This window comes from Streptococcus sp. HMSC072D07, assembly GCF_001814835.1.
Taxonomy (GTDB): domain Bacteria; phylum Bacillota; class Bacilli; order Lactobacillales; family Streptococcaceae; genus Streptococcus.
In genome coordinates this window covers 160061-186216 of the sequence record NZ_KV818086.1, presented here as the reverse complement: position 1 = coordinate 186216, position 26156 = coordinate 160061, and the positions used below count along the sequence as shown (strand labels likewise).

Genomic DNA, 26156 nt, shown 5'->3' with positions numbered 1-26156 from the left:
TCAATGAAAATCAAAGAGCAAACTAGGAAGCTGGCCGCAGGTTGCTCAAAACATGGTTTTGAGGTTGTGGATAGAACTGACGAAGTTAGCTCAAAATACTGTTTTGAGGTTGCAGATGGAAGCTGACGTGGTTTGAAGAGATTTTCGAAGAGTATTAGTTAAAAACCTTGATAAAGGAGAAATAAAGATGGCAGAAATTTATCTAGCAGGTGGCTGTTTTTGGGGTCTAGAGGAGTATTTTTCACGTATTTCTGGAGTGCTAGCAACCAGTGTCGGCTACGCTAATGGCCAAGTCGAAACGACCAATTACCAGTTGCTCAAGGAAACAGACCATGCAGAGACTGTTCAAGTGATTTATGATAAGAAAGCTGTGTCACTCAGAGAGATTTTGCTTTATTATTTCCGTGTTATTGATCCCTTGTCTATTAACCAGCAGGGGAATGACCGTGGTCGCCAATATCGAACGGGAATCTATTATCAGGATGAAGCAGACTTGCCCGCTATCTATAGAGTAGTGCAGGAGCAGGAGCGTATGCTGGGTCGAAAGATTGCAGTAGAAGTGGAGAAACTTCGCCACTACATTTTGGCTGAAGACTACCATCAAGACTATCTCAAGAAAAATCCTTCCGGTTATTGTCATATCGATGTGACCGATGCTGAGAAGCCATTGATTGATGCCTCTAACTATGAAAAACCTAGTCAAGAGGTGTTGAAGGAAAGCTTAACTGAGGAATCCTACCGTGTTACACAAGAAGCTGCTACAGAGGCTCCATTTACCAATGCCTACGACCAAATCTTTGAAGAGGGGATTTATGTAGACATCACGACGGGTGAACCGCTTTTTTTCGCTAAGGATAAGTTTGCTTCAGGTTGTGGTTGGCCAAGTTTTAGTCGTCCGATTTCTAAGGAATTGATTCATTACTACAAGGATTTGAGTCATGGAATGGAGCGAATCGAGGTTCGTTCTCGGTCAGGAAATGCTCACTTGGGTCATGTTTTCACAGATGGACCTCGGGAGTTAGGTGGCCTGCGTTACTGTATTAATTCTGCTTCCTTACGCTTTATAGCCAAGGATGAGATGGAAAAAGCAGGATATGGCTATCTATTACCTTACTTAAACAAATAAAACTGAGAGGGTGGGGCTTCCCACTTTCTTCATTTCCAGAATAAGAATAGAAGGGATCTATGAAACACTTACTATCTTACTTCAAACCCTATATCAAAGAATCAATTTTGGCTCCCCTGTTCAAGTTGCTAGAAGCTGTTTTTGAGCTCTTGGTTCCCATGGTGATTGCTGGGATTGTTGACCAATCCTTGCCCCAGAGAGATCAAGGGCATCTATGGATGCAGATTGGTCTGCTCCTTATCTTTGCAGTGATTGGTGTTTTAGTGGCCTTGGTAGCCCAGTTTTACTCAGCCAAGGCAGCGGTGGGTTTTGCCAAAGAACTGACAGACGACCTTTATCGTCATATTCTTTCCTTACCCAAGGACAGCAGAGATCGTTTGACAACTTCTAGCTTGGTGACCCGCTTGACTTCGGATACTTACCAGATTCAGACTGGTATCAATCAATTCCTGCGCCTCTTTTTGAGAGCGCCTATTATCGTTTTTGGAGCCATTTTTATGGCCTATCGCATCTCGGCTGAGCTGACTTTCTGGTTCTTAGTTATGGTTGTCATTTTGACGATTGTCATTGTCGGTCTCTCTCGACTGGTCAATCCTCTCTACAGCAGTCTCAGAAAGAAAACGGATCAGCTGGTTCAGGAAACGCGTCAGCAATTACAAGGCATGCGAGTTATTCGTGCTTTTGGTCAGGAAAAACGAGAGTTACATATTTTTCAAACTCTTAACCAAGTTTATGCTAGATTACAAGAAAAGACGGGTTTCTGGTCTAGTTTGTTAACACCTCTGACCTATCTGATTGTTAATGGAACTCTTCTCGTCATCATCTGGCAGGGCTATATTTCAATTCAAGGAGGTTTACTCAGTCAAGGTACCCTGATTGCTCTTATCAACTACCTCTTGCAGATTTTGGTAGAATTGGTTAAGCTCGCCATGCTGATCAATTCACTCAACCAATCCTATATCTCAGCCAAGCGAATTGAGGAAGTTTTTACTGAAGCTCCAGAAGATATTTTTTCAGAATTAGAACAAAAACAAGCTACCGGTGATCGGGTTTTGCAAGTCAAAGAATTAACCTTTACCTATCCTGATGCGGCCCAGCCTTCTCTGAGAAACATTTCCTTTGATATGAAGCAAGGGCAAATCCTTGGTATCATCGGGGGAACTGGTTCAGGTAAATCAAGCTTGGTGCAAGTCTTACTTGGTCTTTATCCAGCAGACAAGGGGAGCATTGACCTTTATCGAAATGGACGTAGTCCTCTTAATCTTGAGCAGTGGCGGTCTTGGATTGCCTATGTGCCCCAAAAGGTCGAACTCTTTAAAGGAACTATTCGTTCCAACTTGACTCTGGGTTTTAATCGAGAAGTGTCTGACCAAGAACTCTGGCAAGCCTTGGAGATTGCGCAAGCTAAGGATTTTGTCAGTGAAAAGGAAGGACTCTTGGATGCCCTAGTTGAGGCAGGAGGGCGAAATTTCTCAGGCGGACAAAAACAAAGGCTGTCTATCGCCCGAGCAGTCTTGCGTCAAGCTCCATTTCTCATCCTAGATGATGCGACCTCAGCTCTCGATACCATCACAGAATCCAAGCTCTTGAAAGCTATCCGAGAAAATTTACCTAACACGAGTTTAATCTTGATTTCTCAACGGACTTCGACACTTCGTATGGCTGACCAGATTCTCCTCTTGGAAAAAGGTGAGCTCTTAGCTATCGGCAAGCACGAGGACTTGATGAAGTCCAGCCAAGTCTATCGCGAAATCAATGCATCCCAACATGGAAAGGAGGACTAGCATGAAACGACAAACTGCAAACCAGACGCTCAAGCGTTTGGCTAAGGATTTATTAAGCCATCCTTTCCTCCTTTTCCTAGCCTTTCTAGGAACTATTGCCCAAGTTGGCTTATCAATTTACTTACCTATTCTGATTGGGCAGGTCATTGACCAGGTCCTAGTTGCTGATTCTTCACCAGTTTTTTGGCAGATTTTCATTCAGATGATCTTGGTAGTCATAGGAAATACTCTGGTACAATGGGCCAATCCTCTTCTTTATAATCGTCTAATCTTCTCTTATACCAGAGACTTGCGAGAGCGAATCATCCATAAACTTCATCGGTTACCGATTGCTTTTGTGGATCGGCAGGGCAGTGGAGAGATGGTCAGTCGTGTGACTACAGATATAGAACAGTTGGCAACTGGCTTGACCATGATTTTTAACCAATTTTTCATTGGTGTTTTGATGATTTTGGTTAGTATTCTAGCCATGCTCCAAATTCACCTTCTCATGACCCTCTTGGTCTTGCTGTTGACGCCCCTGTCCATGGTGATTTCACGCTTTATTGCCAAACGCTCCTATCATCTCTTCCAGAAGCAAACAGAGACGAGAGGAATTCAGACTCAGTGGATTGAAGAGTCGCTTAGCCAGCAGACCATTATCCAGTCCTTCAATGCTCAGACAGAGTTTATCCAAAGACTGCACGAGGCGAATGCCAACTACGCAGATTATTCTCAGTCAGCCATCTTTTATTCATCAACGGTTAATCCTTCAACTCGCTTTGTCAATGCGCTCATTTATGCCCTTCTTGCTGGAGTGGGAGCCTATCGTATCATGATGGGGTCCACCTTGACCATCGGACGTTTAGTGACTTTTTTGAACTATGTCCAACAGTACACCAAGCCCTTTAATGATATTTCTTCAGTGCTAGCTGAGTTGCAAAGTGCTCTCGCTTGCGCAGAGCGTGTCTATGCTGTCTTAGAAAGTCCTGAGGTTGTTGAAACAGGTAAGGAAATCTTGACCAGTGACCAAGTTAAGGGAGCCATTTCCTTTAAGCATGTTTCTTTTGGATACAATCCCGAAAGGATCTTGATTAAGGATTTGTCTATCGATATCCCAGCTGGCAGCAAGGTAGCCATCGTTGGTCCGACAGGTGCTGGTAAGTCAACTCTTATCAATCTCCTCATGCGTTTTTATCCTATTAACTCGGGAGATATCTTGCTAGACGGTCGTTCCATTTACGACTATACCCGAGCGTCATTGAGACAGCAGTTTGGCATGGTACTCCAAGAAACCTGGCTCAAGCAAGGAACCATTCATGACAATATTGCCTTTGGAAATCCTGATGCCAGTAGGGAGCAGGTGATTGCTGCTGCCAAAGCAGCCAACGCAGACTTTTTCATCCAACAGTTGCCACAGGGATACGATACCAAGTTGGAAAATGCAGGAGAATCTCTATCTGTCGGTCAGGGCCAGCTCTTGACCATCGCCCGAGTCTTTCTAGCTATCCCAAAGATTCTTATCTTAGACGAAGCAACTTCTTCCATCGATACACGAACAGAAGTGCTAGTACAGGATGCCTTTGCCAAACTCATGAAGGGGCGCACAAGCTTTATTATTGCTCACCGTTTGTCAACCATTCAGGATGCGGATCTGATTCTAGTCTTGGTAGATGGCGACATTGTTGAGTATGGGAACCATCAGGATCTCATGACTAGAAAGGGCAAGTATTACCAAATGCAAAAAGCTGCGGCTTTTAGCTCTGAATAATCCTTTCTATTTTGCAATATTATGGAAAAAAGTTGCCTTCGGGTGACTTTTTTGTTACAATAGCTAGAAAAATTATTCACTGTAAATTGTCTTATAGAAAAGGAGCCTATAATGAAAGTCTATCAGCATGTAAATATCGTGACTTGTGACAAAGATTTCCATGTTTATTTGGATGGTGTCTTAGCCGTTAAGGACTCTCAAATCGTCTATGTCGGCCAAGAGGAGCCAGAGATTTTAGAGCAGGCTGAGCAGATTATAGACTATCAGGGAGCCTGGATCATGCCTGGTTTGGTTAATTGCCATACCCATTCTGCTATGACAGGTTTGCGAGGGATCCGGGATGATAGTAATCTCCATGAATGGCTCAATGACTATATCTGGCCAGCAGAAGCAGGATTTACTCCCGATATGACTACCAAGGCAGTCAAAGAAGCTCTGACAGAGATGCTCCAGTCAGGAACAACAACCTTCAACGATATGTATAATCCTAATGGTGTGGATATTGAGCAAATTTATCAGGCAGTTAAGGAATCTAAGATGCGTTGTTATTTCTCACCGACCCTCTTTTCTTCAGAGGCAGAAACAACTGCTGAGACTATAAGCAGAACACGAGCCATCATAGAGGAAATCTTAGGATATGAAAATCCAAATTTCAAGGTTATGGTAGCTCCTCATTCTCCCTATAGCTGTAGTAGAGACTTGCTGGAAGCAAGCATAGAAATGGCAAAAGAACTGGCCATTCCTATCCATATCCATGTGGCGGAGACCAAGGAGGAATCAGGAATTATCTTGAAATGCTATAGCAAACGCCCTCTCGCCTTTCTAGAAGAACTAGGTTACTTAGATCATCCGTCTGTCTTTGCTCACGGGGTCGAATTAAACGAGAGAGAAATTGAACGCTTGGCAACTTCTCATGTGGCAATCGCCCATAATCCTATCAGTAACCTCAAACTGGCCTCAGGGATTGCTCCAATCATCCAACTCCAAAAAGCAGGAGTAGCAGTCGGAATTGCGACAGACTCGGTTGCTTCCAATAACAATCTAGATATGTTTGAGGAAGGACGGACTGCAGCCCTTCTTCAAAAGATGAAAAGTGGAGATGCCAGCCAATTTCCTATCGAGACAGCCCTTAAGGCGTTGACGATCGAAGGAGCTAAGGTTCTAGGAATGGAAAAGCAGATAGGAAGCCTAGAAGTTGGCAAGCAAGCGGATTTTCTGGTCATTCAACCACAAGGAAAAATCCATCTTCAACCTCAGAAAAATATGCTCTCTCATCTGGTTTATGCTGTCAAATCCAGTGATGTTGAAGATGTTTATATCGCTGGAGAACAGGTGGTTAAGCAAGGCAAAGTTTTGACAGTAGAGATTTAAAAAAATTTAAAAAAAGTTTGCAAAAATCTTGCATTCTTTTTTTGTCTATGCTATACTTATATACGGTTTGAAAAAACTGCCTAAGACAGTAGGGGAGCTCGACTCATAAGTATCCTACCGAGGACAAAACGTATCATGTAAAAAGAAGCGTATTGTACTTTCGTGTCTAGGTTTGGGCGCGTTTTTCTTTTGGAAAATTTCCCCAAGCAAAATAATAACGGAGGTGAACACACTAATGAGTGAAGCAATTATTGCTAAAAAAGCGGAACTAGTTGACGTAGTAGCTGAAAAAATGAAAGCTGCTGCATCTATCGTCGTTGTAGACGCTCGTGGTTTGACAGTTGAGCAAGATACAGTTCTTCGTCGTGAGCTTCGTGGAAGCGAAGTTGAGTATAAAGTCATTAAAAACTCAATCTTGCGTCGTGCAGCTGAAAAAGCTGGTCTTGAAGATCTTGCATCAGTATTTGTTGGACCATCTGCAGTAGCATTTTCTAACGAAGATGTTATCGCACCAGCGAAAATCTTGAACGATTTTGCTAAAAACGCTGAAGCACTTGAAATCAAAGGTGGTGCAATCGAAGGCGCTGTCGCATCTAAAGAAGAAATCGTTGCTCTTGCAACTCTTCCAAACCGCGAAGGACTTCTTTCTATGCTCCTTTCTGTACTTCAAGCGCCAGTGCGCAACGTTGCTCTTGCAGTCAAAGCGGTTGCAGAAAGCAAAGAAGACGCAGCTTAATCTTAAGCTACGCAGCGTAGCCTAGCTACGTAAAAACTATTATAAAATTTAAAACTTATTTGGAGGAAATAACAATGGCATTGAACATTGAAAACATTATTGCTGAAATTAAAGAAGCTTCAATCCTTGAATTGAACGACCTTGTAAAAGCTATCGAAGAAGAATTTGGTGTAACTGCAGCTGCTCCTGTAGCTGTTGCTGCAGCTGGTGCTGCTGACGCTGGTGCTGCTAAAGACTCATTTGACGTTGAGTTGACAGCTGCTGGTGACAAAAAAGTTGGCGTTATCAAAGTTGTACGTGAAATCACTGGTCTTGGACTTAAAGAAGCTAAAGAACTTGTTGATGGTGCACCAGGTGTCATCAAAGAAGGCGTTCCAACTGCAGAAGCTGAAGAAATCAAAGCTAAATTGGAAGAAGCTGGAGCTTCAGTTACTCTTAAATAATAGAGCAACTACATTAGTAGCTTAAAAAACATATAAAACCGCTATTCTCAGGAGTAGCGGTTTTTTCTGTTACGATTTAAAATGGGTAAACCTACTTGAAATTATAGTCTGATACGAAAGTTCTAGTTTTTTTACTAACAATTACTAGAATCTTGATAGAAATTCAATTTTTTTCTTGACCCTGACCTTAGGGAAGGGATTATACTAATAGTAGATAAGAAAGGAGATTATTATGCAAATCAATACGATTCGTTCAGATAAAGTTTATCAGGAGATGCTCGAGCTTCCTTTAGAAAAGAGAGAAGATCTCTTTCGAGCTAAAATATTAGAACCTTTTGCAACCAAATACCAAACTCAACACATTCCTTTAAAAGCAAAGTACCCTGGAGGATTTGATGCTCTATTCCTACTTGGCTTTATGAATCTGTTGCCCGCAACTCTCTCGGGAAAGGATAGACCGGCTATTGATGCCCTGAGCTCTGATCAACTCTGGCAAGACTGCCAGGATACCATTAAAAGAAGTATTGGCCTTTTTGAACAGGCTGGCTATGATTTAGAGGTTGAGGATTACCATTTTACTATTTTATTGGGCAATCCAGAAAAACCTATGCTACAGCTCAATAAAGGTTACAGCGGAGATGGTGGAATCCCAGGTTATCTCATGTTAAGCATACTGCCTAATGACTATACTTTGCCACGTATTCAAGCGGCATTGGCTCACGAGTGCAACCACAATGTCCGCTTCCAATTTATCAAATGGAACCAGCAGACGACACTAGCAGACTGGGTAGTCAGTGAAGGATTGGCAGAGTCTTTTGCTGCTGAGCTCTATGGCAAGGAGCTCATTGGACCCTGGGTTACTTCAACCAGTTCAGAGCAATTAGAGGAGATTAAGCCCATCATCTCAAGTCAGCTTCAGCTAACAGGGATGGCGGAAATGGCTCCTTATCTCTACGGTGATGAAATTGCAGAGCTTCAAGGTCAGATACCAGTTGGTATGCCTTATGCTGCGGGCTATGCTTATGGCTATCATCTGATACAAGCTTATCTAAAAAGGACAGGCAAGAGCATTATTGAGGCCACAGTAACATCAACAGAAGAGATTTTAGAGGCGACGAAAGACTTTTGGAAATGACACATTTTTGCTTGATAATCTGCTAGAATCTGATATAATGTAGGTGATTTCAGGAGGTGATAGTATGCACTATAAAAAAATTGAATTGAAGGTGACAGATCAAGGGATTCATGAGCGCAAGATTTTTCAAGGTGTTAAAATTTTTAGCCGTAGCAAGTTATCCAAAGATCAGAAAAGCATTCTAACACAGAAGATTTACCTGACTCCGAAGCAAAACATCGTTTACTATCAACGGACAGATGTCAACTATGACCAGAACTGGCAGCATAATAAGGACTATTACGAATTAGTTTATGGTCAGTTGGACAGAGAGACTGTTTTTAAGGTTTGTCAAGATTTTGACGAACTAAGTCCTTTTCTGGAAAATGAGCTGCTTGAGAAGATAAAAGAAAAGCAGTTAACAGGCAAATTTTTTGAAAAATTAGATATATAAAAATCCGGCTGCTTTTATAAGCAGTCGGATTTATTCTAGTGTGATAGTGCTGAAACAATACCTTGGGCAATCATAGCATTGGCTACGTTTTTGAAGGCAGCGATGTTAGCACCAGCCAGGTAGTCAGTACCAAGCCCGTATGTTTCAGCAGTTGTTTTAACTGTATTAAAGATATTGGTCATGATATCTTTGAGACGGCCAGAGTATACTGCCATCTATTCATCTGATGAGAGAGATTTTATCATCCAGATATTCATAGCTGGGTGGCCGGCGGCGTTAGAAAGTGGTTGTTGCAATGCTGTAAAACCATAATGCTGATAGATTGCCACAGCCGTAGCCAGTTCAGTAGAGGTTTCTAGATAAAGTTGTTCATAACCTGCTAGGCGGGCTTCCTGGAATATCCGCTTTATCAAGCTGCTGGAATAACCTTTTCCACGACTGTTTTTAGTGACATACAGTTTTTGTAATTCAGCAATCTTATCAGACACAGGTGCAAAGCCACCACAGCCAACCAGCTGCCCTTCGTCTTCCAGGACAAAGTAAGCTGCTCTCTCTTGCTGTTGATAATAGTCGGCCAAATGATCTAGATGAGAATCAAAGTAGACAGTTCCTGGTTTGTCAAGCCCGAATTCTTCTAGGCTAGCTCTAATGAGTTGTGCTACAGCTGGATTGTCTCTCACTTCCATTGACCGTAAGTTCATCATTTGTCCTCCGATAGGATGTATCGACTAATTAAACAATACCTTGTGCAATCATAGCGTTTGCCACGTTTTCGAAGGCAGCGATATTTGCTCCTGCAAGGTAGTCAGTACCAAGTCCGTATGTTTCAGCAGTTATTTTAGCTGTGTTAAAGATGTTGGTCATGATGTCTTTGAGACGTCCATCAACTTCTTCACGGGTCCATGAGAGTCGAAGACTGTTTTGGCTCATTTCAAGCGCAGATACAGCTACACCACCAGCGTTGGCAGCTTTGGCAGGTCCGTAAAGGATTCCGTTTTCTTTGTAGACTTTAATCGCATCAAGGTCACTAGGCATGTTGGCACCTTCAGATACACAGATAATACCTTGAGCAACTAAGCGTTTAGCTGCGTCACCATTGATTTCGTTTTGAGTGGCACATGGGAGAGCGATGTCGTAGTTCCCAGCGTAAGTCCAGACAGAACCTTCATGGTAAGTAGCAGTTGCTTTCTCAGCTGCATACTCAGTCAAACGAGCACGGCGTTTTTCTTTAACATCAACCAAAAGGTCGAAATCAATACCGTTTTCATCGATGACATAACCGTTTGAGTCAGATACAGAGATGACAGTAGCGCCAAGTTCAGTTGCTTTTTGAAGAGCGTATTGAGCTACGTTACCAGAACCTGAAATGACCACTTTCTTACCAGCAAAACTGTTACCATTAGCTTTGAGCATTTCTTCAGTGTAGTAAACCAAACCATAACCAGTTGCTTCTGGACGAATCAAACTACCACCAAATCCAAGAGGTTTACCAGTCAAGACACCCGCATCAAATTGGTTAAGACGTTTGTATTGTCCGTAAAGGTAACCAATTTCACGTCCACCAACACCAATATCACCAGCTGGAACGTCAAGTGATGGTCCGATGTATTTTTGCAATTCAGTCATGAAGCTTTGGCAGAAGCGCATCACTTCAGCATCAGTTTTGCCTTTAGGATCGAAGTCTGATCCCCCTTTACCTCCACCGATAGGAAGTCCAGTCAAGACATTTTTAAAGATTTGTTCGAATCCGAGGAATTTCAAAATCCCTTGGTTTACAGTTGGGTGGAAACGAAGTCCGCCTTTATATGGTCCAACAGCTGAGTTGAATTGAACACGGTAACCACGGTTGACTTGTACTTTACCTTCACGGTCAACCCAAGGAACACGGAAAGAAATCACGCGCTCAGGCTCAGTGATGCGTGCCAAGATGTTTTCTTCGATATACTCAGGATGTTTTTCAAATACAGGTTCCAAAGTGCTGAAGAATTCTTCAACCGCCTGGAGAAATTCAGCCTCATGCCCGTTACGAGCTGTTACAGTTTCAAACACGCTTTGGATATATTCTTTAGCAGATGTCATATCGTTCTCCTTTTTGTTGTTATATTTTATTACATGAGCCATTATAGCAGAATTTTTTTTGAGTGTAAAGAAAAAAACAGAAATTTTCTAAAAATTCTTTCAATTTACAAAACCGAACGTTTTATATAGAAATTAGTTTCTCAAAGAGAAAATCTTAAAGTATGGTATAATATTAGAAATAAAAGGAATCAGGAGGATTAGAATCATGGTATCAACGAAAACACAAATAGCTGGATTTGAGTTTGACAATTGCTTGATGAATGCAGCGGGTGTGGCTTGTATGACGATAGGAGAGCTTGAAGGGGTCAAAAACTCAGCGGCAGGTACTTTTGTTACGAAGACTGCGACCTTGGACTTCCGTCAGGGAAATCCTGAACCACGTTACCAGGATGTTCCACTTGGTTCTATCAACTCCATGGGCTTGCCAAATAATGGCTTAGACTACTATCTGGACTATCTTTTGGACTTGCAGGAAAAAGAGCCAAACCATACTTTCTTCCTATCTCTGGTCGGCATGTCTCCAGAAGAAACACATACCATCTTGAAAAAAGTTCAAGAGAGTGAATTCAAAGGACTGACAGAGCTTAATCTCTCTTGTCCAAATGTTCCAGGAAAACCTCAGATTGCTTATGATTTTGAGACAACAGATTGTATCTTGGCAGAAGTATTTGCCTACTTTACCAAACCTCTTGGAATCAAATTGCCACCTTATTTTGATATTGTTCACTTTGATCAAGCGGCTGCTATTTTCAACAAATATCCACTCAAGTTTGTTAACTGTGTTAATTCTATCGGAAATGGTCTCTATATTGAAGATGAGTCTGTCGTGATTCGTCCCAAAAACGGTTTCGGTGGCATTGGTGGAGAGTATATCAAACCAACAGCTCTAGCGAATGTACATGCCTTCTACCAACGTCTCAATCCTCAAATCCAAATCATCGGAACGGGTGGCGTATTGTCAGGTCGTGATGCCTTTGAACATATCCTTTGTGGTGCTAGTATGGTACAGGTGGGAACCACCCTTCATAAGGAAGGCGTTGGTGCTTTTGAGCGCATTACCAATGAACTAAAAGCAATCATGACGGAAAAAGGGTACGAGAGCCTAGAAGATTTCCGTGGGAAATTGCGCTATATTGACTAAACAAAATAGAAAAACAAGAAGAAAGGAGAGAAGATGCTAGCCATAGAAGAGAGTCAAAACTTGTCTTTATCAAACTTATCTAGCTTGAATCTATTTACAGGGACAGACCAGGGCCAGTTTGAAGTTATGAAGAGTCAAGTATTGAAGCAGATTGGCTATGATCCAGCCGACCTCAATTTTGCCTACTTTGACATGAAAGAAGTAGCCTATAAGGATGTGGAACTGGAGCTGGTCAGTCTCCCTTTCTTTGCGGATGAGAAAATCGTGATACTTGATCATTTTGTCGATATTACAACAGCCAAGAAACGTTTTTTAACAGATGATGAACTCAAGTCATTTGAGGAATATCTTGACAATCCTTCACCAACGACTAAACTCTTAATTTTTGCAGAAGGAAAGCTGGATAGCAAGAGACGGTTGGTTAAACTTCTCAAACGTGATGCGACTGTCTTTGATGCAGTAGAAGCCAGAGAACAAGAACTCCGCCAGTATTTCCAAAAATGGAGCCAGAGACAAGGTCTGCAGTTTGCGGAAAAATCTTTTGAAAATCTACTTCTCAAATCTGGTTTTCAATTTAGTGAAATCCAGAAAAACCTCCTTTTTTTACAGTCTTATAAGTCAGACGGTGTGATAGAGGAGAAGGACATTGTCGAGGCTATTCCAAAGACTCTCCAGGACAATATTTTTGATTTGACTCAGCTTATTTTAGCTAAGAAGATTGACCTGGCCCGTGACCTAGTTAGAGACTTGACCTTGCAAGGGGAGGATGAGATCAAGCTCATAGCTGTCATGTTAGGACAGTTTCGTACCTTTACCCAAGTGAAGATTTTATCAGAGACTGGTCAGACGGAATCGCAGATCGCAAGCAGTCTGGGAACTTACTTGGGGCGTAATCCTAATCCTTATCAAATCAAGTTTGCACTGAGAGATTCGAGAGGGATTTCCATTGCCTTTCTCAAGCGAGCGATTTCTTATTTGATTGAAACAGACTACCAGATTAAGACAGGTGTCTATGAAAAAGGCTACCTGTTTGAAAAGGCGCTTTTGCAGATCGCGGCAGAAGCAAATTGAGCAAAAAACTTGAAAAAAGAGAATGATTGCGTTATCATTTTCATATAGAAAGAAAAAGAGGTATTACAGATGGCTATTATCTTACCAGACCTTCCATACGCGTATGACGCTTTGGAACCATACATCGATGCTGAAACAATGCACTTGCACCATGACAAACACCATCAAACTTATGTCAACAATGCAAATGCTGCTCTTGAAAAACACCCTGAAATCGGTGAAGACCTTGAAGCCTTGCTTGCTGATGTAGATTCTATCCCAGCTGATATCCGCCAAGCGCTTATCAACAATGGTGGTGGACACTTGAACCACGCTCTTTTCTGGGAATTGATGACTCCTGAGAAAACAGCTCCATCAGCAGAACTTGCAGCAGCAATCGATGCAACATTTGGTTCATTTGAAGAGTTCCAAGCAGCCTTTACAGCAGCAGCTACAACTCGCTTTGGTTCTGGCTGGGCATGGTTGGTTGTCAACAAAGAAGGGAAGCTTGAAGTGACTTCAACAGCAAACCAAGACACACCAATCTCAGAAGGTAAAAAACCAATTTTGGGCTTGGATGTTTGGGAACATGCTTACTACGTGAAATACCGCAACGTGCGTCCTGACTACATCAAAGCTTTCTTCTCAGTCATTAACTGGAACAAGGTAGACGAGCTTTACGCAGCAGCTAAATAATAAAATATGGAGGGAAGAATTGTTCTTCTCTTTTTAAGGTTATAAAGCAGAAGTCTGACAGAATCGTCAGACTTTTTTCATTTTCAGGATATTCGTGCCAACTTGTAGAAAATATGGTAAAATAGAGTGTTAAGTAATCATGGAAAAGGAAGACTATGCGTAAAGAAATTGCACCTGAATTATACAACTATAACAAGTTTCCTGGCCCAGAATTTCATATGAATGGGGATAAGATTGAGACTGAAGGAATCGCTTTTACCTTGGTTGAAAATATCAAGGATGCTTTCGATGTGACAGTCTTTAATCAACGCTTCTCAGAAGTGTTGACCAAGTTTGATTATGTCGTGGGGGACTGGAGCAATGAACAGCTTCGCCTACGCGGTTTTTACAAAGACGATCGAACAGAGGAAAAAATTGAAAAAATCAGTCGCTTACAGGATTATCTTTTAGAGTATTGTAGTTATGGTTGTGCTTATTTTGTCCTAGAAAACCAAGCGCCTAAGCGTGCGTCATTTGACAAGAAAATGCGTAAAAAAGAAGAGGAAAACCTTCCTAGAAGAGGCAAGAAACCTTCGCAAAACAAGAGAAAACCAAATGCGGATAAGAGAAATAGACGTCGTCATAAGGATCAAAAGTCTCAGAAAGAGGACAAGGGACAGCGCCATTTTGTCATTCGTCAGAAATAGATAGAGAATAAGGAGAAGAGATGAAACCGTCTATTTATAGTTTAACACGTCAAGCCATGCAAGAATGGGTATTAGAACAAGGAGAAAAAAAATTCCGAGCAGATCAAATCTGGGAATGGCTCTACCGTAAACGTGTCCAGTCCTTTGAAGAAATGACCAACCTTTCCAAGGATTTGATTGCTAAGCTCAATGACCAGTTTGTGGTCAATCCTTTGAAACAACGTATTGTACAAGAGTCGGCTGACGGTACTGTTAAGTATCTTTTCGAGTTGCCAGATGGTATGTTGATTGAAACAGTGCTGATGCGTCAACACTATGGTTTATCAGTCTGTGTGACCACACAGGTGGGATGTAACATTGGTTGTACTTTCTGTGCATCAGGCTTGATTAAGAAGCAACGTGACCTTAATAACGGTGAAATCGTAGCGCAGATCATGTTGGTTCAGAAATACTTTGATGAGCGTGGGCAGGACGAACGTGTCAGCCATATCGTTGTCATGGGAATTGGTGAACCATTTGATAACTACAACAATGTTTTGAATTTTGTCCGTACCATCAATGATGACAAGGGGATGGCTATCGGTGCTCGTCACATCACAGTTTCAACTTCAGGTTTGGCTCATAAAATTCGTGACTTTGCTAATGAAGGCGTACAGGTCAATCTCGCTGTTTCCCTTCACGCACCCAATAATGAATTGCGCTCAAGCATCATGAAGATTAACCGTGCCTTTCCGATAGAAAAGCTTTTTGCAGCTATTGAGTACTATATCGAAACAACTAATCGACGTGTGACCTTTGAATACATCATGCTCAATGAAGTCAACGACGGTGTTGAACAAGCCTTGGAACTGGCGGAGTTGCTCAAGAACATCAAGAAATTGTCTTATGTCAACTTGATTCCTTATAATCCAGTTAGTGAACATGACCAATATAGCCGTAGTCCTAAAGAGCGCGTGATGGCCTTCTACGATACCCTCAAGAAAAAAGGGGTCAACTGTGTTGTTCGTCAAGAACATGGTACTGATATTGATGCAGCTTGTGGACAATTGCGCTCCAATACAATGAAACGTGACCGCCAGAAGGCAGTCGCAGCGGTAAATCCATAAAATGACTAGAAAAAGAGAATTAATCTTAAGATTGGGAGTGGCTGTTTATAGTCTATGCATTGTCTGTTTTTGTTTTACTCCCCAGCCTCAACTTCCTACAGGAGTGGAAACTCCAGGTATTCAAACTTTTGGACGCCTGGTTTTTCTTTTAACTCCCTTAAACTCCCTGTGGAATCTAGGTGAAGTGACCAGTTTGGGACAAGTTATTTGGATCTTTTTGCAGAACATTTTAAATGTCTTCTTGCTCATCCCTCTGGTCTTTCAACTGCTCTACCTCTGTCCAAACTTACGAAAAACGAAAAAAATCGTATTTCTCAGTTTTCTTCTGAGCTTAGGAATTGAATGTACGCAGCTGGTCTTAGATTTTTTCTTCGACTTTAATCGCGTCTTTGAGATTGACGATTTGTGGACCAATACCCTAGGAGGCTATTTGGCTTGGGTCCTCTATAAAGGACTGCATAAAAACAAGATAAGGAATTAGAATGAGTATTTTAGAAGTTAAAAATTTGAGTCATGGTTTTGGTGACCGTGCAATTTTTGAAGATGTGTCTTTCCGTCTCCTCAAGGGAGAACATATCGGTTTAGTCGGTGCCAATGGTGAGGGGAAATCAACCTTTATGAGCATTGTGACTGGTAAGATGTTACCAGACGAAGGAAAGGTGGAGTGGTCTAAGTATGTGACTGCTGGCTACTTGGACCAGCATGCTGTGCTAAAGGAAGGTCAAACTGTGCGTGATGTACTCCGTACTGCCTTTGATGAGCTTTTCAAAGCAGAAGCACGTATCAATGACCTCTACATGGAAATGGCAGAAGAAGGAGCAGATATCGATACGCTGATGGAAGAAGTTGGAGAACTCCAAGACCGTTTGGAGAGTCGTGATTTTTATACTTTAGATGCCAAGATTGATGAAGTAGCGCGTGCCCTCGGTGTCATGGACTATGGTATGGATACAGATGTAACAGCCTTATCAGGTGGACAAAGAACCAAGGTGCTTCTGGCTAAACTTCTCCTTGAAAAACCAGATATCTTGTTGCTTGACGAGCCAACCAACTACTTGGATGCTGAACACATTGACTGGATCAAGCGTTATCTCCAAAACTATGAGAATGCCTTTGTCCTTATTTCGCACGATATTCCTTTCCTCAACGACGTAATCAATATCGTCTATCATGTTGAAAATCAACAGTTGACGCGTTACTCTGGTGACTACTACCAGTTCCAAGAAGTTTATGCTATGAAGAAATCTCAACTGGAAGCAGCCTATGAGCGTCAACAGAAAGAGATAGCGGACCTCAAGGATTTCGTAGCCCGCAATAAAGCCCGTGTTGCAACACGAAACATGGCCATGTCCCGTCAAAAGAAACTCGACAAGATGGACATCATCGAACTTCAAAGTGAGAAACCAAAGCCATCCTTTGATTTCAAACCAGCTCGTACACCTGGGCGCTTTATCTTCCAAGCCAAGGACTTGCAGATTGGTTATGACCGTCCACTTACTAAACCCTTAAACCTAACCTTTGAACGCAATCAAAAGGTTGCAATTATTGGGGCCAATGGTATTGGGAAAACAACCCTCTTGAAGTCTCTCTTGGGCATTATTCCGCCAATCGCTGGAGAAGTCGAACGTGGCGACTACCTAGAACTTGGCTACTTTGAGCAAGAAGTAGAAGGTGGCAATCGTCAAACCCCTCTTGAAGCCGTCTGGAATGCCTTTCCTGCCCTCAACCAAGCAGAAGTTCGTGCAGCCCTTGCTCGTTGTGGTTTGACAACTAAGCATATCGAAAGCCAGATTCAGGTCTTATCAGGTGGTGAACAAGCCAAGGTGCGTTTCTGTCTCTTGATGAACCGTGAAAACAACGTCTTAGTGCTGGACGAGCCGACCAACCACTTGGATGTGGATGCCAAGGAAGAACTCAAACGCGCTCTCAAAGAATACAAGGGTTCTATCCTTATGGTTTGCCACGAACCAGACTTTTATGAAGGCTGGATGGACCAAATCTGGGACTTTAACAAGCTAACTTAAAAGCACTAAAAAGGCCAAGTCGAAATGACTTGGCTTTTTTGACTAGTAATTTAAAAAGCTTTCAACTTCAGATTTCTCAATTTCTTTACCATAGTGGCAAATCGGACAAGAAACGAAGTAGCTTTTACCATAAGGGAAAAGTGGAATCCAGTAGAGGGTGAACTTGCGTCCAGTTTCTACAATCTCCCAAGTGTCAACATTGTTACAGTGACCACATTCGATCGCAGTTTGCGTATGTCCCAAATCTTTCTGATAACCTTTAGAACCCCAAAATAAAATCATTTCATCGTCTCCTTATCTGTTGATGGCTTATTTTTTGCTGAAGTCGTAGTCCTTGACTACTTCGATACTGTCAATGGTGATAGCGGTAGTTGGTTTGTCTTTCTCATCTTTTTCAGCTTTGGCAATCTTGTCAACAACGTCCATGCCATCGATGACTTGACCAAAGACAGGGTGTTTGCCGTCTAGACTTGGATTTCCACCTTCTTTATAGGCTTCGATGATTTTCTTTGGATACTTGCTTGTAGGGAGTTTAGCTGAAATATCTGTTGAGTTTTGGTTGATGAAGAACTGGCTACCGTTGGTGTTTGGTTGTCCAGTGTTAGCCATAGCAAGGGCTCCTCGGATATTGTATAGGTAAGGAGAGATTTCATTTTTGAAACCAGTTCCCTTGTCCTTTGTTTTATCCTTATCATGCCAGATAGATTGTCCACCTGTACCATCTCCCTTAGGATCTCCAGTTTGGACCATAAAGCCATCGATGACACGGTGGAAGGTGATGCCGTTATAGTAGCCTTCCTTAGCGTGAGTAAGGAAGTTTTCAACCGCAAGAGGTGCTAGTTTTGGAAAGAGTTTGATTCGTATATCGCCTTGATTTGTGTGTAAACTGACTTCAGCTTCATCTTCGGCAACCTCTTTAGAAAGTTGAGGGAAGTTGGCATTTTCATTGGTCAAAGCGTCATTCAAATCTTTGGCAGCTTGAGCAGCTGCTTTTGAGCTTTCTTCAGCTGAGATACTCGAGTCAACATAGTCATCACCACGGAGACCACGTTGGATACTAGTACATCCAGCAAGGGCAACAGTTGATAGTAAAAGAAGGGTTGCTAGTTTTTTCATTGTTTTCCTCTCAAAAATTCATTTCTACCATTGTACCCTAAAAGAGAGGTGATTTCAAATGTTAATGATTTTACTAAAAATTTCTAGTAGTAAAAAAATTAAAACTCTGTCAAGTTTTTTTCTTGACACCTGTCGAAAATCTGCTATAATGGAACATGTGCTAAATAGCTCAGCTATTTCACCGAAATAAAAAATAAGAAAAGAGACATTAAAAAATGGCAGTTAAAATCCGTTTGACTCGTATGGGTTCTAAGAAAAAACCTTTCTACCGTATCAACGTAGCAGACTCACGTTCACCACGTGACGGACGTTTCATCGAAACAGTTGGAACTTACAACCCACTTGTTGCTGAAAACCAAGTGACTTTGAAAGAAGACCGCGTTCTTGCATGGTTGGCTGATGGAGCTCAACCTTCAGATACAGTTCGCAACATCCTTTCAAAAGAAGGCGTATTGAAAAAATTCCACGATTCTAAATTCTCAAAATAAGTTTAAAGTAGGTTGACAGATGGATACGATTGAAAATCTCATTATTGCGATTGTGAAACCTTTGATTTCACAACCTGATGCCTTAACTATCAAGATCGAAGACACACCAGAATTTTTGGAGTATCACTTGGATCTTGACCAAAGCGATGTCGGTCGTGTTATCGGTCGTAAGGGTCGCACTATCTCAGCGATAAGAACGATTGTCTACTCTGTCCCAACTGAAGACAAAAAAGTAAGAATCGTTATCGATGAAAAATAAAAAAAGCGGGACAGATGTCTCGTTTTTTTGTGGAGGAGAAGATGAAGGATTTAACGTTTAGACAATTACAAGCTTACTTACTCGAACATTACCAGCAATCTCGAACCGAGGAAGGCCTCTTTATCAAGCTAGTGGAGGAAGTCGGAGAGGTAGCAGAGGTCTTGAATGGGCGCTCTGGTCGAAAAGAGGGTGTCCAGGACTCAAATGAGGAACTAGCCAAAGAACTGGCAGATATTATTCACTACACTGTCGCAATTGCGGCCATCAACGATATTGACCTAACCAAAAGCATCTTTGACAAAGATAAGAAGGCTGCCATTAAGTACCAGCATGAACGAGATTTGGAAGAATTTCTGGAGGGAAAATATCTATAGTGTCTTTTTTCTTCAACTTGTGAAAATCCCTAGAACGTGATAAAATAAAGGATAAGGGTTTTTAATAAATCATTGTTATAGAATGAGTGGATTTCTTTATGAAACGATTTGAAGTAACTACAAAAATTGGCAGCCTCTCTGTTACTTATAAAAAGCAAAAGAAAGTGCTTGTTTGTTTAAATGGCGCAGGTTTGCTACCAAGTTATGAAAATTTTTCACTTATACTTGAAAAACTTCCTCCCACAATTGGTTATTTGACAATTGATTTTCCAAACACAGGTAGGAGTCCGATTCATGACCAATCTGGAAAAAATCTGGACAATCTTGTAGACGCGGTTTATGAAGTACTTGAAGAATTGGCGATTTATGAATATATACTTTGTGCACATAGTTTGAGTGGAATTTTAGCTTGCAAATTGATGAACAAATCAATTAAGTGTCAGGCTTTAGTAGCAATTGAACCAACAACTAAAAAAGTAATGTTTTCTGATTTTTCAGAAAATCCTTATCCAGAAATGGAAGAGCAAATGAGACTGATTGAAGAGTGTGGCCCCGAAGTCTATTTTAAGAACATAACTCAAGCAGCATTTAGCTCTGAAACTAATGAAGAAATCTGGGATTTAGTGCAAGAAAAAGATTCAGAGTTGGAAAGACAAGTTCCAGAATTTCATATATATTGTGAGATTACTGAGAAAGATTTTGAGAATGTATCTATAGAAGCTCATATTCCCGTTTTTATTTTTTGTCAGGCTTATAGAGAAAAAGAGTACAGAGAATCAGAGTATTGGACTTCCAATACTAAGCTCATTTTAGGAGGGAATCACCATTATTTACAATGGTCAGAATCAGAAAAAATTGCGAATATTATTCGAGAATTGTCAGAATAAGATGGAAAGAAGGAGAGTACAGGAGACAAGATGAACTACTTTAATGTTGGAAAAATCGTCAATACGCAGGGTCTACAGGGTGAGATGCGAGTCTTGTCTGTGACGGATTTTGCTGAAGAACGCTTTAAAAAAGGGGCAGAGCTGGCTTTATTTGATGAAAAAGATCAGTTTGTTCAAACAGTGACCATTGCAAGTCACCGCAAGCATAAGAACTTTGACATTATCAAATTCAAAGACATGTATCATATCAATGCGATTGAAAAGTACAAGGGTTATAGTCTCAAGGTCGCTGAGGAAGATTTGAACGATTTAGATGATGGAGAATTCTACTATCACGAGATTATCGGTTTGGATGTTTACGAGGGAGATAACTTGATAGGAACTATCAAGGAAATCCTACAACCAGGTGCCAACGATGTCTGGGTGGTCAAACGAAAAGGTAAGCGTGATTTGCTTTTACCTTACATTCCGCCAGTAGTTCTCAATGTTGATATTCCAAACAAGCGGGTTGAAGTGGAAATCTTAGAAGGGTTAGACGATGAAGATTGATATTTTAACCCTCTTTCCAGAGATGTTTTCTCCGCTGGAACACTCGATTGTTGGGAAGGCTCGAGAAAAAGGGCTCTTGAATATCCAGTATCATAATTTCAGAGAATACGCTGAAAAGGCCCGTCATGTTGACGATGAGCCCTACGGAGGCGGTCAAGGAATGTTGCTCCGTGCCCAACCTATTTTCGATGCCTTTGATGCCATTGAAAAGAAAAATCCCCGTGTCATTCTTCTTGATCCTGCTGGAAAACAGTTCGATCAAGCTTACGCTGAGGATTTGGCTCAGGAAGAGGAACTAATCTTTATCTGTGGTCACTATGAAGGGTATGACGAGCGTATCAAGACCTTGGTAACCGATGAAATTTCCCTAGGAGACTATGTTTTGACTGGAGGAGAATTGGCGGCCATGACCATGATTGATGCGACCGTGCGCTTGATACCAGAAGTGATTGGTAAGGAGTCTAGCCACCAAGATGATAGCTTCTCTTCGGGACTTCTTGAATATCCTCAGTACACTCGCCCTTATGACTATAGAGGCATGGTCGTGCCAGATGTGCTCATGAGTGGGCACCATGAAAAGATTCGCCAGTGGCGGCTCTATGAGAGTCTAAAGAAAACCTACGAGCGCAGACCTGACCTGCTAGAAAACTATCAACTGACAGCCGAAGAAGAAAAGATGCTGGCTGAAATCAAAGAAAACAAAGAATAAAGGAGAACCTTATGCAAGTAATCAAACGTAATGGAGAAATTGCTGAATTTGATCCAGATAAAATTTACCAAGCTGTCCTAAAGGCAGCTCAAACAGTTTATGTTTTGACCGATGACCTGCGTCAAAACCTAGCGCAAGTTACTAAAAAAGTCGTTTTGGACTTGGAAGAAGCAAAAGTGGAACGTGCGACTATCAGCATGATCCAATCAATGGTCGAGCACCGCTTACTTGGAGCTGGCTACATTACCATTGCAGAACACTATATCTCTTATCGCTTGCAACGCGATTTGGAGAGAAGTGGTTATGGCGACCATATCGCAGTTCACCTTCATTTTGAACAAATCCGTTAAGAAAAAGAGTGGGATGCAAAGAACATCTCACTCTTTCTTAAATAGACTTTTCTGAGCTTTTTGTACAGTTGAGGGAACGAAACGAAGTCGCTTAATGTCACTGATACGAATGATTCGGGTCACGTTTTTTGAAAAATTTTTGACGATAATTTGTTGGCGATTAGCATCGTGTTTGACAATATCACCCGTAAAACTTGTCTCAGCAAGTATGACATGAACAGCCGTCTTTTTACGGATGGCTTGTTCAATCATAGCAGTGAGGGAGTTGTCCTCGATTTGAGGATGATCATCATTCCCATTGAGAAAACCATGTAGTTTATCTAGAACTAGTTTGAATGTCTGTCTCATAGAATCCTCCCTTCTTATATATCCACATTATATAAAATTTTCCTAAAAACCACAAGATTTTTACGAATAGACTATAGAAAGCATATCACATAAAGGAGTTAAAATGGCAGAATTTACATTTGAGATTGAAGAACACTTGCTCACCTTGTCTGAAAATGACAAAGGATGGACAAAAGAACTAAATAGAGTCAGCTTTAATGGAGCACCAGCAAAGTTTGATATTCGTTCTTGGAGTCCTGACCATACTAAAATGGGCAAAGGAATCACGCTTTCCAATGAAGAATTTCAGGTAATGGTCGATGCCTTTAAAGGGGGACAATAAAAAGAATCTTGAGTGCAACTCAAGATTCTTTTTTTAGGACACAATATAGTCACAGAGAGAAGTCTTAGACAATTGAATGAAAGTCTCTCTATACTCTTCAGGTGGGATTGGATTATCTTTACGAATCCAGACTTCAATGAAAGAGATTGCCATGGTCGTAATGATATAAGCGATGTCCTCTTTATTAAAATTATATTTCAGTTGGTAATTGACATTCTTTAGTACCCACTCTGAGTATATTCCACGCAGAAATTCCTTCCAACATGGGTCGACTTGTGTGGTATACAAGGTGCTAATAACTTCCCTTTTTTCGTATATGAGAGGAAGTATATGGTCTGCTAAAAAGCTGATAGGATCTCCATCATTGCTAGGGCAGTACTTATTAAAGACGTTAAAAATGTGCTGATTGGTCTCTTCGTGAATGTATTCGATAATATCTTCAAAGTTGTTAAAATGCTTTTGATAAATCGCTTGTCGTGAAATACCAGCTTCAGCAGCAATTTCAGTCATTGTAAAGGAACTACGTTGAGGATTTTTCTTAGCTAGTGTGATGAGAGCTTTAATGATTAGCTCACGAGTATTCTTTGCCATAGAATTACCTTTCTTCTTATAATTATTTACAGTTATTTTTGAATGAAGAAAAATCAGAATGTTCAAGTTAATATAAACAATCAATGAACATTAAATTTTCTGAATCTTTTAGGTAGCTCTATTGTATCACAAATAATTTATAAAATATAGCTCTCTCAGTGAAAATACGTTTTCTGAAAAGTATACAATTGCTAAGCATCCAAAATCAATGGAAGCATATTTGGTTTGAATCAATTAGAATACTTTTCTACTTTGCATATCGTTAATAGCTGTAATTTGAAGAATAAAACGATTAATATTCATACTGGTATAAGAATAGTCAAGTATCTAAATAGTGTATAGTTGATTCTTAGAATGGAAATAGTCCAGAACAATTGTTCTGGACTATTCTTTTATCTTGAAAAATATGGAAGGCTTTTCAATCTTTCGAGTAGGGGACGACTAATGAAACTAATGGCAATAATCTTACCAAGATCAGGGAGGATAAAGGGAAGGACACCGACAGCTAGTGCCTGATCAAATGGCATACCAGCTAGGAAGTGGAGGCTGAGAATGCCTCCGACAAAGACGAGGGAGTCACCCAAGAGGTTGGCTAGGAAAATGCGAATGTAGCCACTATTTTGATGGATGAGATAAGATGTAAGTCCAGCATAGACAAGGTCGAACCAAAGATAACCTGCACTTGGGCCGACTAAAACGTGAAATCCAGCTCCTCCCCCTGCAAAAACAGGTAAACCAATGGCACCCAGCAAGAGATAGAGAGCTACAGATAGAACAGCTTCTCTGGGTCTAAAAACAGTAGCAATCAGACCGATCGCAAAGTTTTGCAGAGTGAAGGGGACAGGACCGATAGGGAGACTGATTTGTGCCAATACAGCGATGAGAGCAGCGCCGATAGCAGGAATGGCATAGATATGAGCTTTTTTCAAAACTGTTAACCTCTTTTCAAAATTATAGTAACTATTATACTAATTTAGAAAGAAAAGTCAACCAGTTTCTAAATTAAAGGTAACAATTTTGTAACGGCCGATTTTGCAAGTAAAAAGAGACCTCAAGAGGTCTCTTGCGATAATTAGCGCATGGTCACAAATTCTTCTGAAGCGGTTGGGTGGATAGCTACTGTAGCATCAAAGTCCGCCTTGGTTGCCCCCATCTTAATGGCAACAGCGAATCCTTGAATCATCTCATCCACTCCGTAACCAAGTCCGTGAAGTCCAACAACTTTTTCATCAGCACCTGCGGTGATGAGTTTGAAGCGAGACTCTTGACGATGGTTTGTAACGGCTGAGTACATAGATGCAAAGCTTGACTTGTAGACTTTGATGTTATCTTGGCCGTATTCTTTGATAGCTTGATCCTCAGTTAAACCAACGGTTCCGATTGCTGGGTGGGAGAAGACAACAGTAGGGATAGTCGTGTAGTCCATCTTAGCATTTGTTTTCCCGTTGAAGATGCGTTCAGATAGGGTGCGTCCTGCCTTGATGGCTACTGGGGTCAGTTCCTTCTCACCAGTAACGTCTCCAAGGGCGTAGATGCCATCTACAACTGTATTTTGATACTCATCCACTTGGATAAATCCACGTTGGTTGAGTGTGACGCCAGCCTTTTCTAACTCCAGACCGTCTACATTTGGACGGCGACCGGTAGCCCAGATAACTTGGCTTGCAGTGTGACTAGAACCGTCTTCAAAATGAATGGTAATACCTTGCTCCGTTTCTTCGAGCTTGACGGGTACCTTATGTGTGTGTAAAGGTAGACCTGTTTTTTCCATTTCATTGACAAGACCTTCAACGATGTAGCTGTCAAAACCACGCAAGGGACGATCACGACGGACAAACAAATCCGTTTTTACTCCTAGAGCGTGGAGAACACCTGCTAATTCAACGGCGATATAGCCAGCTCCAAGAATCGCAACAGAGTCAGGAAGTTGCTCCCAAGCAAAGACATCGTCTGAGCTGCCACCGAGTTCAGCTCCAGGAATAGTTGGGATGCTTGGACGAGCCCCAGTCGCAATCACGATATGCTTGGCACGAATCAATTCACCATTGACGCTGACTGTGTGGGAATCAACGAAATGAGCACGACCTTCAATCAAATCAACCCCATTGCGCTTGAAACTTCCATCATAAGATGAGCGGGCACGGTCGATGTAGGCTTCACGATTTTGACGAAGTTTTGCGAAATCAAATTGAACATCTGAACTTGTAAAACCATAGTCAGGGCCGTAGTGGTGGAAGCTTTCAGCGATTTGCGCTCCATACCACATGATTTTTTTAGGAACACAGCCGACATTGACGCAGGTTCCACCTAATTTTTTCTCTTCGATAACAGCAGCTTTAGCACCGTGTTCGCCAGCGCGGTTCATAGTGGCAATGCCGCCACTTCCTCCACCGATGGCGATGATATCATATTCTCTCATAGAAAACTCCTTATAGCTTTGATAGTCATATTCTATCGTTTTTATTTTTTGAATGCAAAAATCTGCTACGATAAAAAAATTATAAAAACGCTTGCCAAATTCAAAAAGATATTGTATTATATATCTAGCACAATAATCCAACAAACGAATACCGAACGAAATAATGATCCTGAATTGTCATTGT

At 41.4% G+C, this 26156-nt stretch carries 31 protein-coding genes, 1 pseudogene and 1 other annotated feature; of the genes and pseudogenes, 23 read left to right on the top strand and 9 right to left on the bottom strand.

From position 1 onward, the window contains the following. Positions 1 to 187 precede the first annotated feature (187 nt). From msrB to HMPREF2991_RS10135, 8 genes are all read left to right on the top strand, one after another. Positions 188 to 1126: a peptide-methionine (R)-S-oxide reductase MsrB gene (gene msrB, locus HMPREF2991_RS10170; protein WP_070684021.1), complete on the top strand. Its 939-nt coding sequence runs from the start codon at positions 188 to 190 to the stop codon at positions 1124 to 1126. Between the two features lie 59 nt (positions 1127 to 1185). Further along, positions 1186 to 2910 (top strand): ABC transporter ATP-binding protein, encoded by a 1725-nt coding sequence (locus HMPREF2991_RS10165; protein WP_070684016.1) that lies wholly within the window; start codon positions 1186 to 1188, stop codon positions 2908 to 2910. Between the two features lies 1 nt (position 2911). Beyond that, positions 2912 to 4660, top strand: a complete 1749-nt coding sequence (locus HMPREF2991_RS10160) for an ABC transporter ATP-binding protein (RefSeq protein ID WP_070684014.1) — start codon at positions 2912 to 2914, stop codon at positions 4658 to 4660. Between the two features lie 111 nt (positions 4661 to 4771). Continuing rightward, entirely contained in the window at positions 4772 to 6031 is a 1260-nt protein-coding gene (locus tag HMPREF2991_RS10155) for a TRZ/ATZ family protein (protein ID WP_070684011.1), read from the top strand. Between the two features lie 61 nt (positions 6032 to 6092). Beyond that, positions 6093 to 6228 (top strand) — a sequence feature (ribosomal protein L10 leader region). A 38-nt stretch (positions 6229 to 6266) separates the two neighbouring features. After that, positions 6267 to 6767, top strand: a complete 501-nt coding sequence (gene rplJ / locus HMPREF2991_RS10150; protein ID WP_070567620.1) for a 50S ribosomal protein L10 — start codon at positions 6267 to 6269, stop codon at positions 6765 to 6767. 74 nt (positions 6768 to 6841) lie between these two features. Further along, positions 6842 to 7210, top strand: a complete 369-nt coding sequence (gene rplL, locus HMPREF2991_RS10145; protein ID WP_001196964.1) for a 50S ribosomal protein L7/L12 — start codon at positions 6842 to 6844, stop codon at positions 7208 to 7210. Positions 7211 to 7442: 232 nt separating this feature from the next. Continuing rightward, positions 7443 to 8345, top strand: coding sequence for a DUF2268 domain-containing putative Zn-dependent protease (locus tag HMPREF2991_RS10140; RefSeq protein WP_070567604.1), 903 nt, complete (start codon positions 7443 to 7445; stop codon positions 8343 to 8345). A gap of 64 nt (positions 8346 to 8409) precedes the next feature. Next, positions 8410 to 8778, top strand: coding sequence for an EXLDI protein (locus HMPREF2991_RS10135; protein ID WP_070567602.1), 369 nt, complete (start codon positions 8410 to 8412; stop codon positions 8776 to 8778). Between the two features lie 35 nt (positions 8779 to 8813). Here the strand turns inward: HMPREF2991_RS10135 and HMPREF2991_RS10130 are convergent. From HMPREF2991_RS10130 to gdhA, 3 genes and pseudogenes are all read right to left on the bottom strand, one after another. Further along, a pseudogene (locus HMPREF2991_RS10130) lies at positions 8814 to 8978 on the bottom strand (NADP-specific glutamate dehydrogenase); the annotation flags it as partial. A 15-nt stretch (positions 8979 to 8993) separates the two neighbouring features. Continuing rightward, complete coding sequence (locus tag HMPREF2991_RS10125; protein WP_070567599.1) at positions 8994 to 9479, bottom strand: GNAT family N-acetyltransferase; 486 nt, start codon at positions 9477 to 9479, stop codon at positions 8994 to 8996. 31 nt (positions 9480 to 9510) lie between these two features. Further along, on the bottom strand, positions 9511 to 10857 hold the full coding sequence (gdhA, locus tag HMPREF2991_RS10120) for an NADP-specific glutamate dehydrogenase (RefSeq protein WP_070567597.1): 1347 nt from the start codon (positions 10855 to 10857) through the stop codon (positions 9511 to 9513). A 205-nt stretch (positions 10858 to 11062) separates the two neighbouring features. Here gdhA and HMPREF2991_RS10115 point away from each other — a divergent pair, with 205 nt between their 5' ends. The 7 genes from HMPREF2991_RS10115 (at position 11063) to HMPREF2991_RS10085 (ending at position 17560) form a co-directional block, all read left to right on the top strand. Then, on the top strand, positions 11063 to 11998 hold the full coding sequence (locus HMPREF2991_RS10115; protein ID WP_070567595.1) for a dihydroorotate oxidase: 936 nt from the start codon (positions 11063 to 11065) through the stop codon (positions 11996 to 11998). A 33-nt stretch (positions 11999 to 12031) separates the two neighbouring features. Next, positions 12032 to 13069, top strand: a complete 1038-nt coding sequence (gene holA, locus HMPREF2991_RS10110; RefSeq protein ID WP_070567593.1) for a DNA polymerase III subunit delta — start codon at positions 12032 to 12034, stop codon at positions 13067 to 13069. A gap of 69 nt (positions 13070 to 13138) precedes the next feature. After that, positions 13139 to 13744, top strand: coding sequence for a superoxide dismutase SodA (gene sodA / locus HMPREF2991_RS10105; protein WP_000974728.1), 606 nt, complete (start codon positions 13139 to 13141; stop codon positions 13742 to 13744). A 155-nt stretch (positions 13745 to 13899) separates the two neighbouring features. Next, entirely contained in the window at positions 13900 to 14430 is a 531-nt protein-coding gene (locus HMPREF2991_RS10100; protein WP_070567592.1) for a YutD family protein, read from the top strand. Between the two features lie 20 nt (positions 14431 to 14450). Continuing rightward, the gene (rlmN, locus tag HMPREF2991_RS10095; protein ID WP_070567590.1) at positions 14451 to 15536 is read left to right on the top strand and encodes a dual-specificity RNA methyltransferase RlmN; all 1086 of its coding nucleotides are present in this window, start codon (positions 14451 to 14453) and stop codon (positions 15534 to 15536) included. Position 15537: 1 nt separating this feature from the next. Beyond that, the gene (locus HMPREF2991_RS10090; protein ID WP_070567588.1) at positions 15538 to 16017 is read left to right on the top strand and encodes a VanZ family protein; all 480 of its coding nucleotides are present in this window, start codon (positions 15538 to 15540) and stop codon (positions 16015 to 16017) included. Between the two features lies 1 nt (position 16018). After that, entirely contained in the window at positions 16019 to 17560 is a 1542-nt protein-coding gene (locus tag HMPREF2991_RS10085; protein WP_070567586.1) for an ABC-F family ATP-binding cassette domain-containing protein, read from the top strand. A 42-nt stretch (positions 17561 to 17602) separates the two neighbouring features. Here the strand turns inward: HMPREF2991_RS10085 and HMPREF2991_RS10080 are convergent, their stop codons facing one another. Both HMPREF2991_RS10080 and HMPREF2991_RS10075 read right to left on the bottom strand, forming a co-directional pair. Further along, entirely contained in the window at positions 17603 to 17842 is a 240-nt protein-coding gene (locus HMPREF2991_RS10080) for a zinc-ribbon domain-containing protein (protein ID WP_000600215.1), read from the bottom strand. A 27-nt stretch (positions 17843 to 17869) separates the two neighbouring features. Beyond that, the gene (locus HMPREF2991_RS10075; RefSeq protein ID WP_070567584.1) at positions 17870 to 18676 is read right to left on the bottom strand and encodes a peptidylprolyl isomerase; all 807 of its coding nucleotides are present in this window, start codon (positions 18674 to 18676) and stop codon (positions 17870 to 17872) included. Positions 18677 to 18891: 215 nt separating this feature from the next. On the opposite strand from HMPREF2991_RS10075, the gene rpsP reads away from it, so the two are divergent. The 7 genes from rpsP to HMPREF2991_RS10040 all read left to right on the top strand — a co-directional run bounded on the left by rpsP (position 18892) and on the right by HMPREF2991_RS10040 (position 22292). Then, positions 18892 to 19164: a 30S ribosomal protein S16 gene (gene rpsP, locus HMPREF2991_RS10070; RefSeq protein ID WP_000268760.1), complete on the top strand. Its 273-nt coding sequence runs from the start codon at positions 18892 to 18894 to the stop codon at positions 19162 to 19164. Positions 19165 to 19183: 19 nt separating this feature from the next. Then, the gene (gene kphA, locus HMPREF2991_RS10065) at positions 19184 to 19423 is read left to right on the top strand and encodes an RNA-binding protein KphA (protein ID WP_000379617.1); all 240 of its coding nucleotides are present in this window, start codon (positions 19184 to 19186) and stop codon (positions 19421 to 19423) included. Positions 19424 to 19464: 41 nt separating this feature from the next. Beyond that, positions 19465 to 19797, top strand: coding sequence for a MazG nucleotide pyrophosphohydrolase domain-containing protein (locus HMPREF2991_RS10060; RefSeq protein WP_070567694.1), 333 nt, complete (start codon positions 19465 to 19467; stop codon positions 19795 to 19797). A gap of 98 nt (positions 19798 to 19895) precedes the next feature. Further along, positions 19896 to 20684 (top strand): alpha/beta hydrolase family protein, encoded by a 789-nt coding sequence (locus HMPREF2991_RS10055; protein ID WP_070567582.1) that lies wholly within the window; start codon positions 19896 to 19898, stop codon positions 20682 to 20684. Positions 20685 to 20714: 30 nt separating this feature from the next. After that, positions 20715 to 21233 (top strand): ribosome maturation factor RimM, encoded by a 519-nt coding sequence (gene rimM / locus HMPREF2991_RS10050; protein WP_070567581.1) that lies wholly within the window; start codon positions 20715 to 20717, stop codon positions 21231 to 21233. Continuing rightward, entirely contained in the window at positions 21223 to 21942 is a 720-nt protein-coding gene (gene trmD / locus HMPREF2991_RS10045; RefSeq protein WP_070684010.1) for a tRNA (guanosine(37)-N1)-methyltransferase TrmD, read from the top strand. The genes rimM and trmD overlap by 11 nt, the downstream gene beginning before the upstream one ends. 11 nt (positions 21943 to 21953) lie before the next feature. Further along, complete coding sequence (locus tag HMPREF2991_RS10040) at positions 21954 to 22292, top strand: ATP cone domain-containing protein (protein WP_001196045.1); 339 nt, start codon at positions 21954 to 21956, stop codon at positions 22290 to 22292. Positions 22293 to 22319: 27 nt separating this feature from the next. Here HMPREF2991_RS10040 and HMPREF2991_RS10035 read toward each other — a convergent pair whose 3' ends face one another. Then, on the bottom strand, positions 22320 to 22640 hold the full coding sequence (locus tag HMPREF2991_RS10035; protein ID WP_070567577.1) for a hypothetical protein: 321 nt from the start codon (positions 22638 to 22640) through the stop codon (positions 22320 to 22322). 103 nt (positions 22641 to 22743) lie between these two features. On the opposite strand from HMPREF2991_RS10035, the gene HMPREF2991_RS10030 reads away from it, so the two are divergent. Further along, positions 22744 to 22962 carry a YdbC family protein gene (locus tag HMPREF2991_RS10030; RefSeq protein ID WP_000807419.1) on the top strand — a complete coding sequence of 73 codons (219 nt, stop codon included), beginning with the start codon at positions 22744 to 22746 and terminating at the stop codon, positions 22960 to 22962. A gap of 33 nt (positions 22963 to 22995) precedes the next feature. On the opposite strand, the gene HMPREF2991_RS10025 is transcribed toward HMPREF2991_RS10030, so the two are convergent. The 3 genes from HMPREF2991_RS10025 to gor all read right to left on the bottom strand — a co-directional run bounded on the left by HMPREF2991_RS10025 (position 22996) and on the right by gor (position 25972). After that, positions 22996 to 23553 carry a TetR/AcrR family transcriptional regulator gene (locus HMPREF2991_RS10025; RefSeq protein ID WP_070567575.1) on the bottom strand — a complete coding sequence of 186 codons (558 nt, stop codon included), beginning with the start codon at positions 23551 to 23553 and terminating at the stop codon, positions 22996 to 22998. Positions 23554 to 23945: 392 nt separating this feature from the next. Beyond that, positions 23946 to 24482: a biotin transporter BioY gene (locus HMPREF2991_RS10020; RefSeq protein WP_049520701.1), complete on the bottom strand. Its 537-nt coding sequence runs from the start codon at positions 24480 to 24482 to the stop codon at positions 23946 to 23948. 143 nt (positions 24483 to 24625) lie between these two features. Continuing rightward, positions 24626 to 25972: a glutathione-disulfide reductase gene (gene gor, locus HMPREF2991_RS10015; RefSeq protein ID WP_049520702.1), complete on the bottom strand. Its 1347-nt coding sequence runs from the start codon at positions 25970 to 25972 to the stop codon at positions 24626 to 24628. Positions 25973 to 26156 lie beyond the last annotated feature (184 nt).

Bases quoted from the DNA above. Each gene is read 5' to 3' on its own strand.
- msrB (WP_070684021.1), top strand. From the start codon at position 188: ATGGCAGAAATTTATCTAGCAGGTGGCTGTTTTTGGGGTCTAGAGGAG.
- HMPREF2991_RS10165 (WP_070684016.1), top strand. From the start codon at position 1,186: ATGAAACACTTACTATCTTACTTCAAACCCTATATCAAAGAATCAATT.
- HMPREF2991_RS10160 (WP_070684014.1), top strand. From the start codon at position 2,912: ATGAAACGACAAACTGCAAACCAGACGCTCAAGCGTTTGGCTAAGGAT.
- HMPREF2991_RS10155 (WP_070684011.1), top strand. From the start codon at position 4,772: ATGAAAGTCTATCAGCATGTAAATATCGTGACTTGTGACAAAGATTTC.
- rplJ (WP_070567620.1), top strand. From the start codon at position 6,267: ATGAGTGAAGCAATTATTGCTAAAAAAGCGGAACTAGTTGACGTAGTA.
- rplL (WP_001196964.1), top strand. From the start codon at position 6,842: ATGGCATTGAACATTGAAAACATTATTGCTGAAATTAAAGAAGCTTCA.
- HMPREF2991_RS10140 (WP_070567604.1), top strand. From the start codon at position 7,443: ATGCAAATCAATACGATTCGTTCAGATAAAGTTTATCAGGAGATGCTC.
- HMPREF2991_RS10135 (WP_070567602.1), top strand. From the start codon at position 8,410: ATGCACTATAAAAAAATTGAATTGAAGGTGACAGATCAAGGGATTCAT.
- HMPREF2991_RS10125 (WP_070567599.1), bottom strand. From the start codon at position 9,479: ATGAACTTACGGTCAATGGAAGTGAGAGACAATCCAGCTGTAGCACAA.
- gdhA (WP_070567597.1), bottom strand. From the start codon at position 10,857: ATGACATCTGCTAAAGAATATATCCAAAGCGTGTTTGAAACTGTAACA.
- HMPREF2991_RS10115 (WP_070567595.1), top strand. From the start codon at position 11,063: ATGGTATCAACGAAAACACAAATAGCTGGATTTGAGTTTGACAATTGC.
- holA (WP_070567593.1), top strand. From the start codon at position 12,032: ATGCTAGCCATAGAAGAGAGTCAAAACTTGTCTTTATCAAACTTATCT.
- sodA (WP_000974728.1), top strand. From the start codon at position 13,139: ATGGCTATTATCTTACCAGACCTTCCATACGCGTATGACGCTTTGGAA.
- HMPREF2991_RS10100 (WP_070567592.1), top strand. From the start codon at position 13,900: ATGCGTAAAGAAATTGCACCTGAATTATACAACTATAACAAGTTTCCT.
- rlmN (WP_070567590.1), top strand. From the start codon at position 14,451: ATGAAACCGTCTATTTATAGTTTAACACGTCAAGCCATGCAAGAATGG.
- HMPREF2991_RS10090 (WP_070567588.1), top strand. From the start codon at position 15,538: ATGACTAGAAAAAGAGAATTAATCTTAAGATTGGGAGTGGCTGTTTAT.
- HMPREF2991_RS10085 (WP_070567586.1), top strand. From the start codon at position 16,019: ATGAGTATTTTAGAAGTTAAAAATTTGAGTCATGGTTTTGGTGACCGT.
- HMPREF2991_RS10080 (WP_000600215.1), bottom strand. From the start codon at position 17,842: ATGATTTTATTTTGGGGTTCTAAAGGTTATCAGAAAGATTTGGGACAT.
- HMPREF2991_RS10075 (WP_070567584.1), bottom strand. From the start codon at position 18,676: ATGAAAAAACTAGCAACCCTTCTTTTACTATCAACTGTTGCCCTTGCT.
- rpsP (WP_000268760.1), top strand. From the start codon at position 18,892: ATGGCAGTTAAAATCCGTTTGACTCGTATGGGTTCTAAGAAAAAACCT.
- kphA (WP_000379617.1), top strand. From the start codon at position 19,184: ATGGATACGATTGAAAATCTCATTATTGCGATTGTGAAACCTTTGATT.
- HMPREF2991_RS10060 (WP_070567694.1), top strand. From the start codon at position 19,465: ATGAAGGATTTAACGTTTAGACAATTACAAGCTTACTTACTCGAACAT.
- HMPREF2991_RS10055 (WP_070567582.1), top strand. From the start codon at position 19,896: ATGAAACGATTTGAAGTAACTACAAAAATTGGCAGCCTCTCTGTTACT.
- rimM (WP_070567581.1), top strand. From the start codon at position 20,715: ATGAACTACTTTAATGTTGGAAAAATCGTCAATACGCAGGGTCTACAG.
- trmD (WP_070684010.1), top strand. From the start codon at position 21,223: ATGAAGATTGATATTTTAACCCTCTTTCCAGAGATGTTTTCTCCGCTG.
- HMPREF2991_RS10040 (WP_001196045.1), top strand. From the start codon at position 21,954: ATGCAAGTAATCAAACGTAATGGAGAAATTGCTGAATTTGATCCAGAT.
- HMPREF2991_RS10035 (WP_070567577.1), bottom strand. From the start codon at position 22,640: ATGAGACAGACATTCAAACTAGTTCTAGATAAACTACATGGTTTTCTC.
- HMPREF2991_RS10030 (WP_000807419.1), top strand. From the start codon at position 22,744: ATGGCAGAATTTACATTTGAGATTGAAGAACACTTGCTCACCTTGTCT.
- HMPREF2991_RS10025 (WP_070567575.1), bottom strand. From the start codon at position 23,553: ATGGCAAAGAATACTCGTGAGCTAATCATTAAAGCTCTCATCACACTA.
- gor (WP_049520702.1), bottom strand. From the start codon at position 25,972: ATGAGAGAATATGATATCATCGCCATCGGTGGAGGAAGTGGCGGCATT.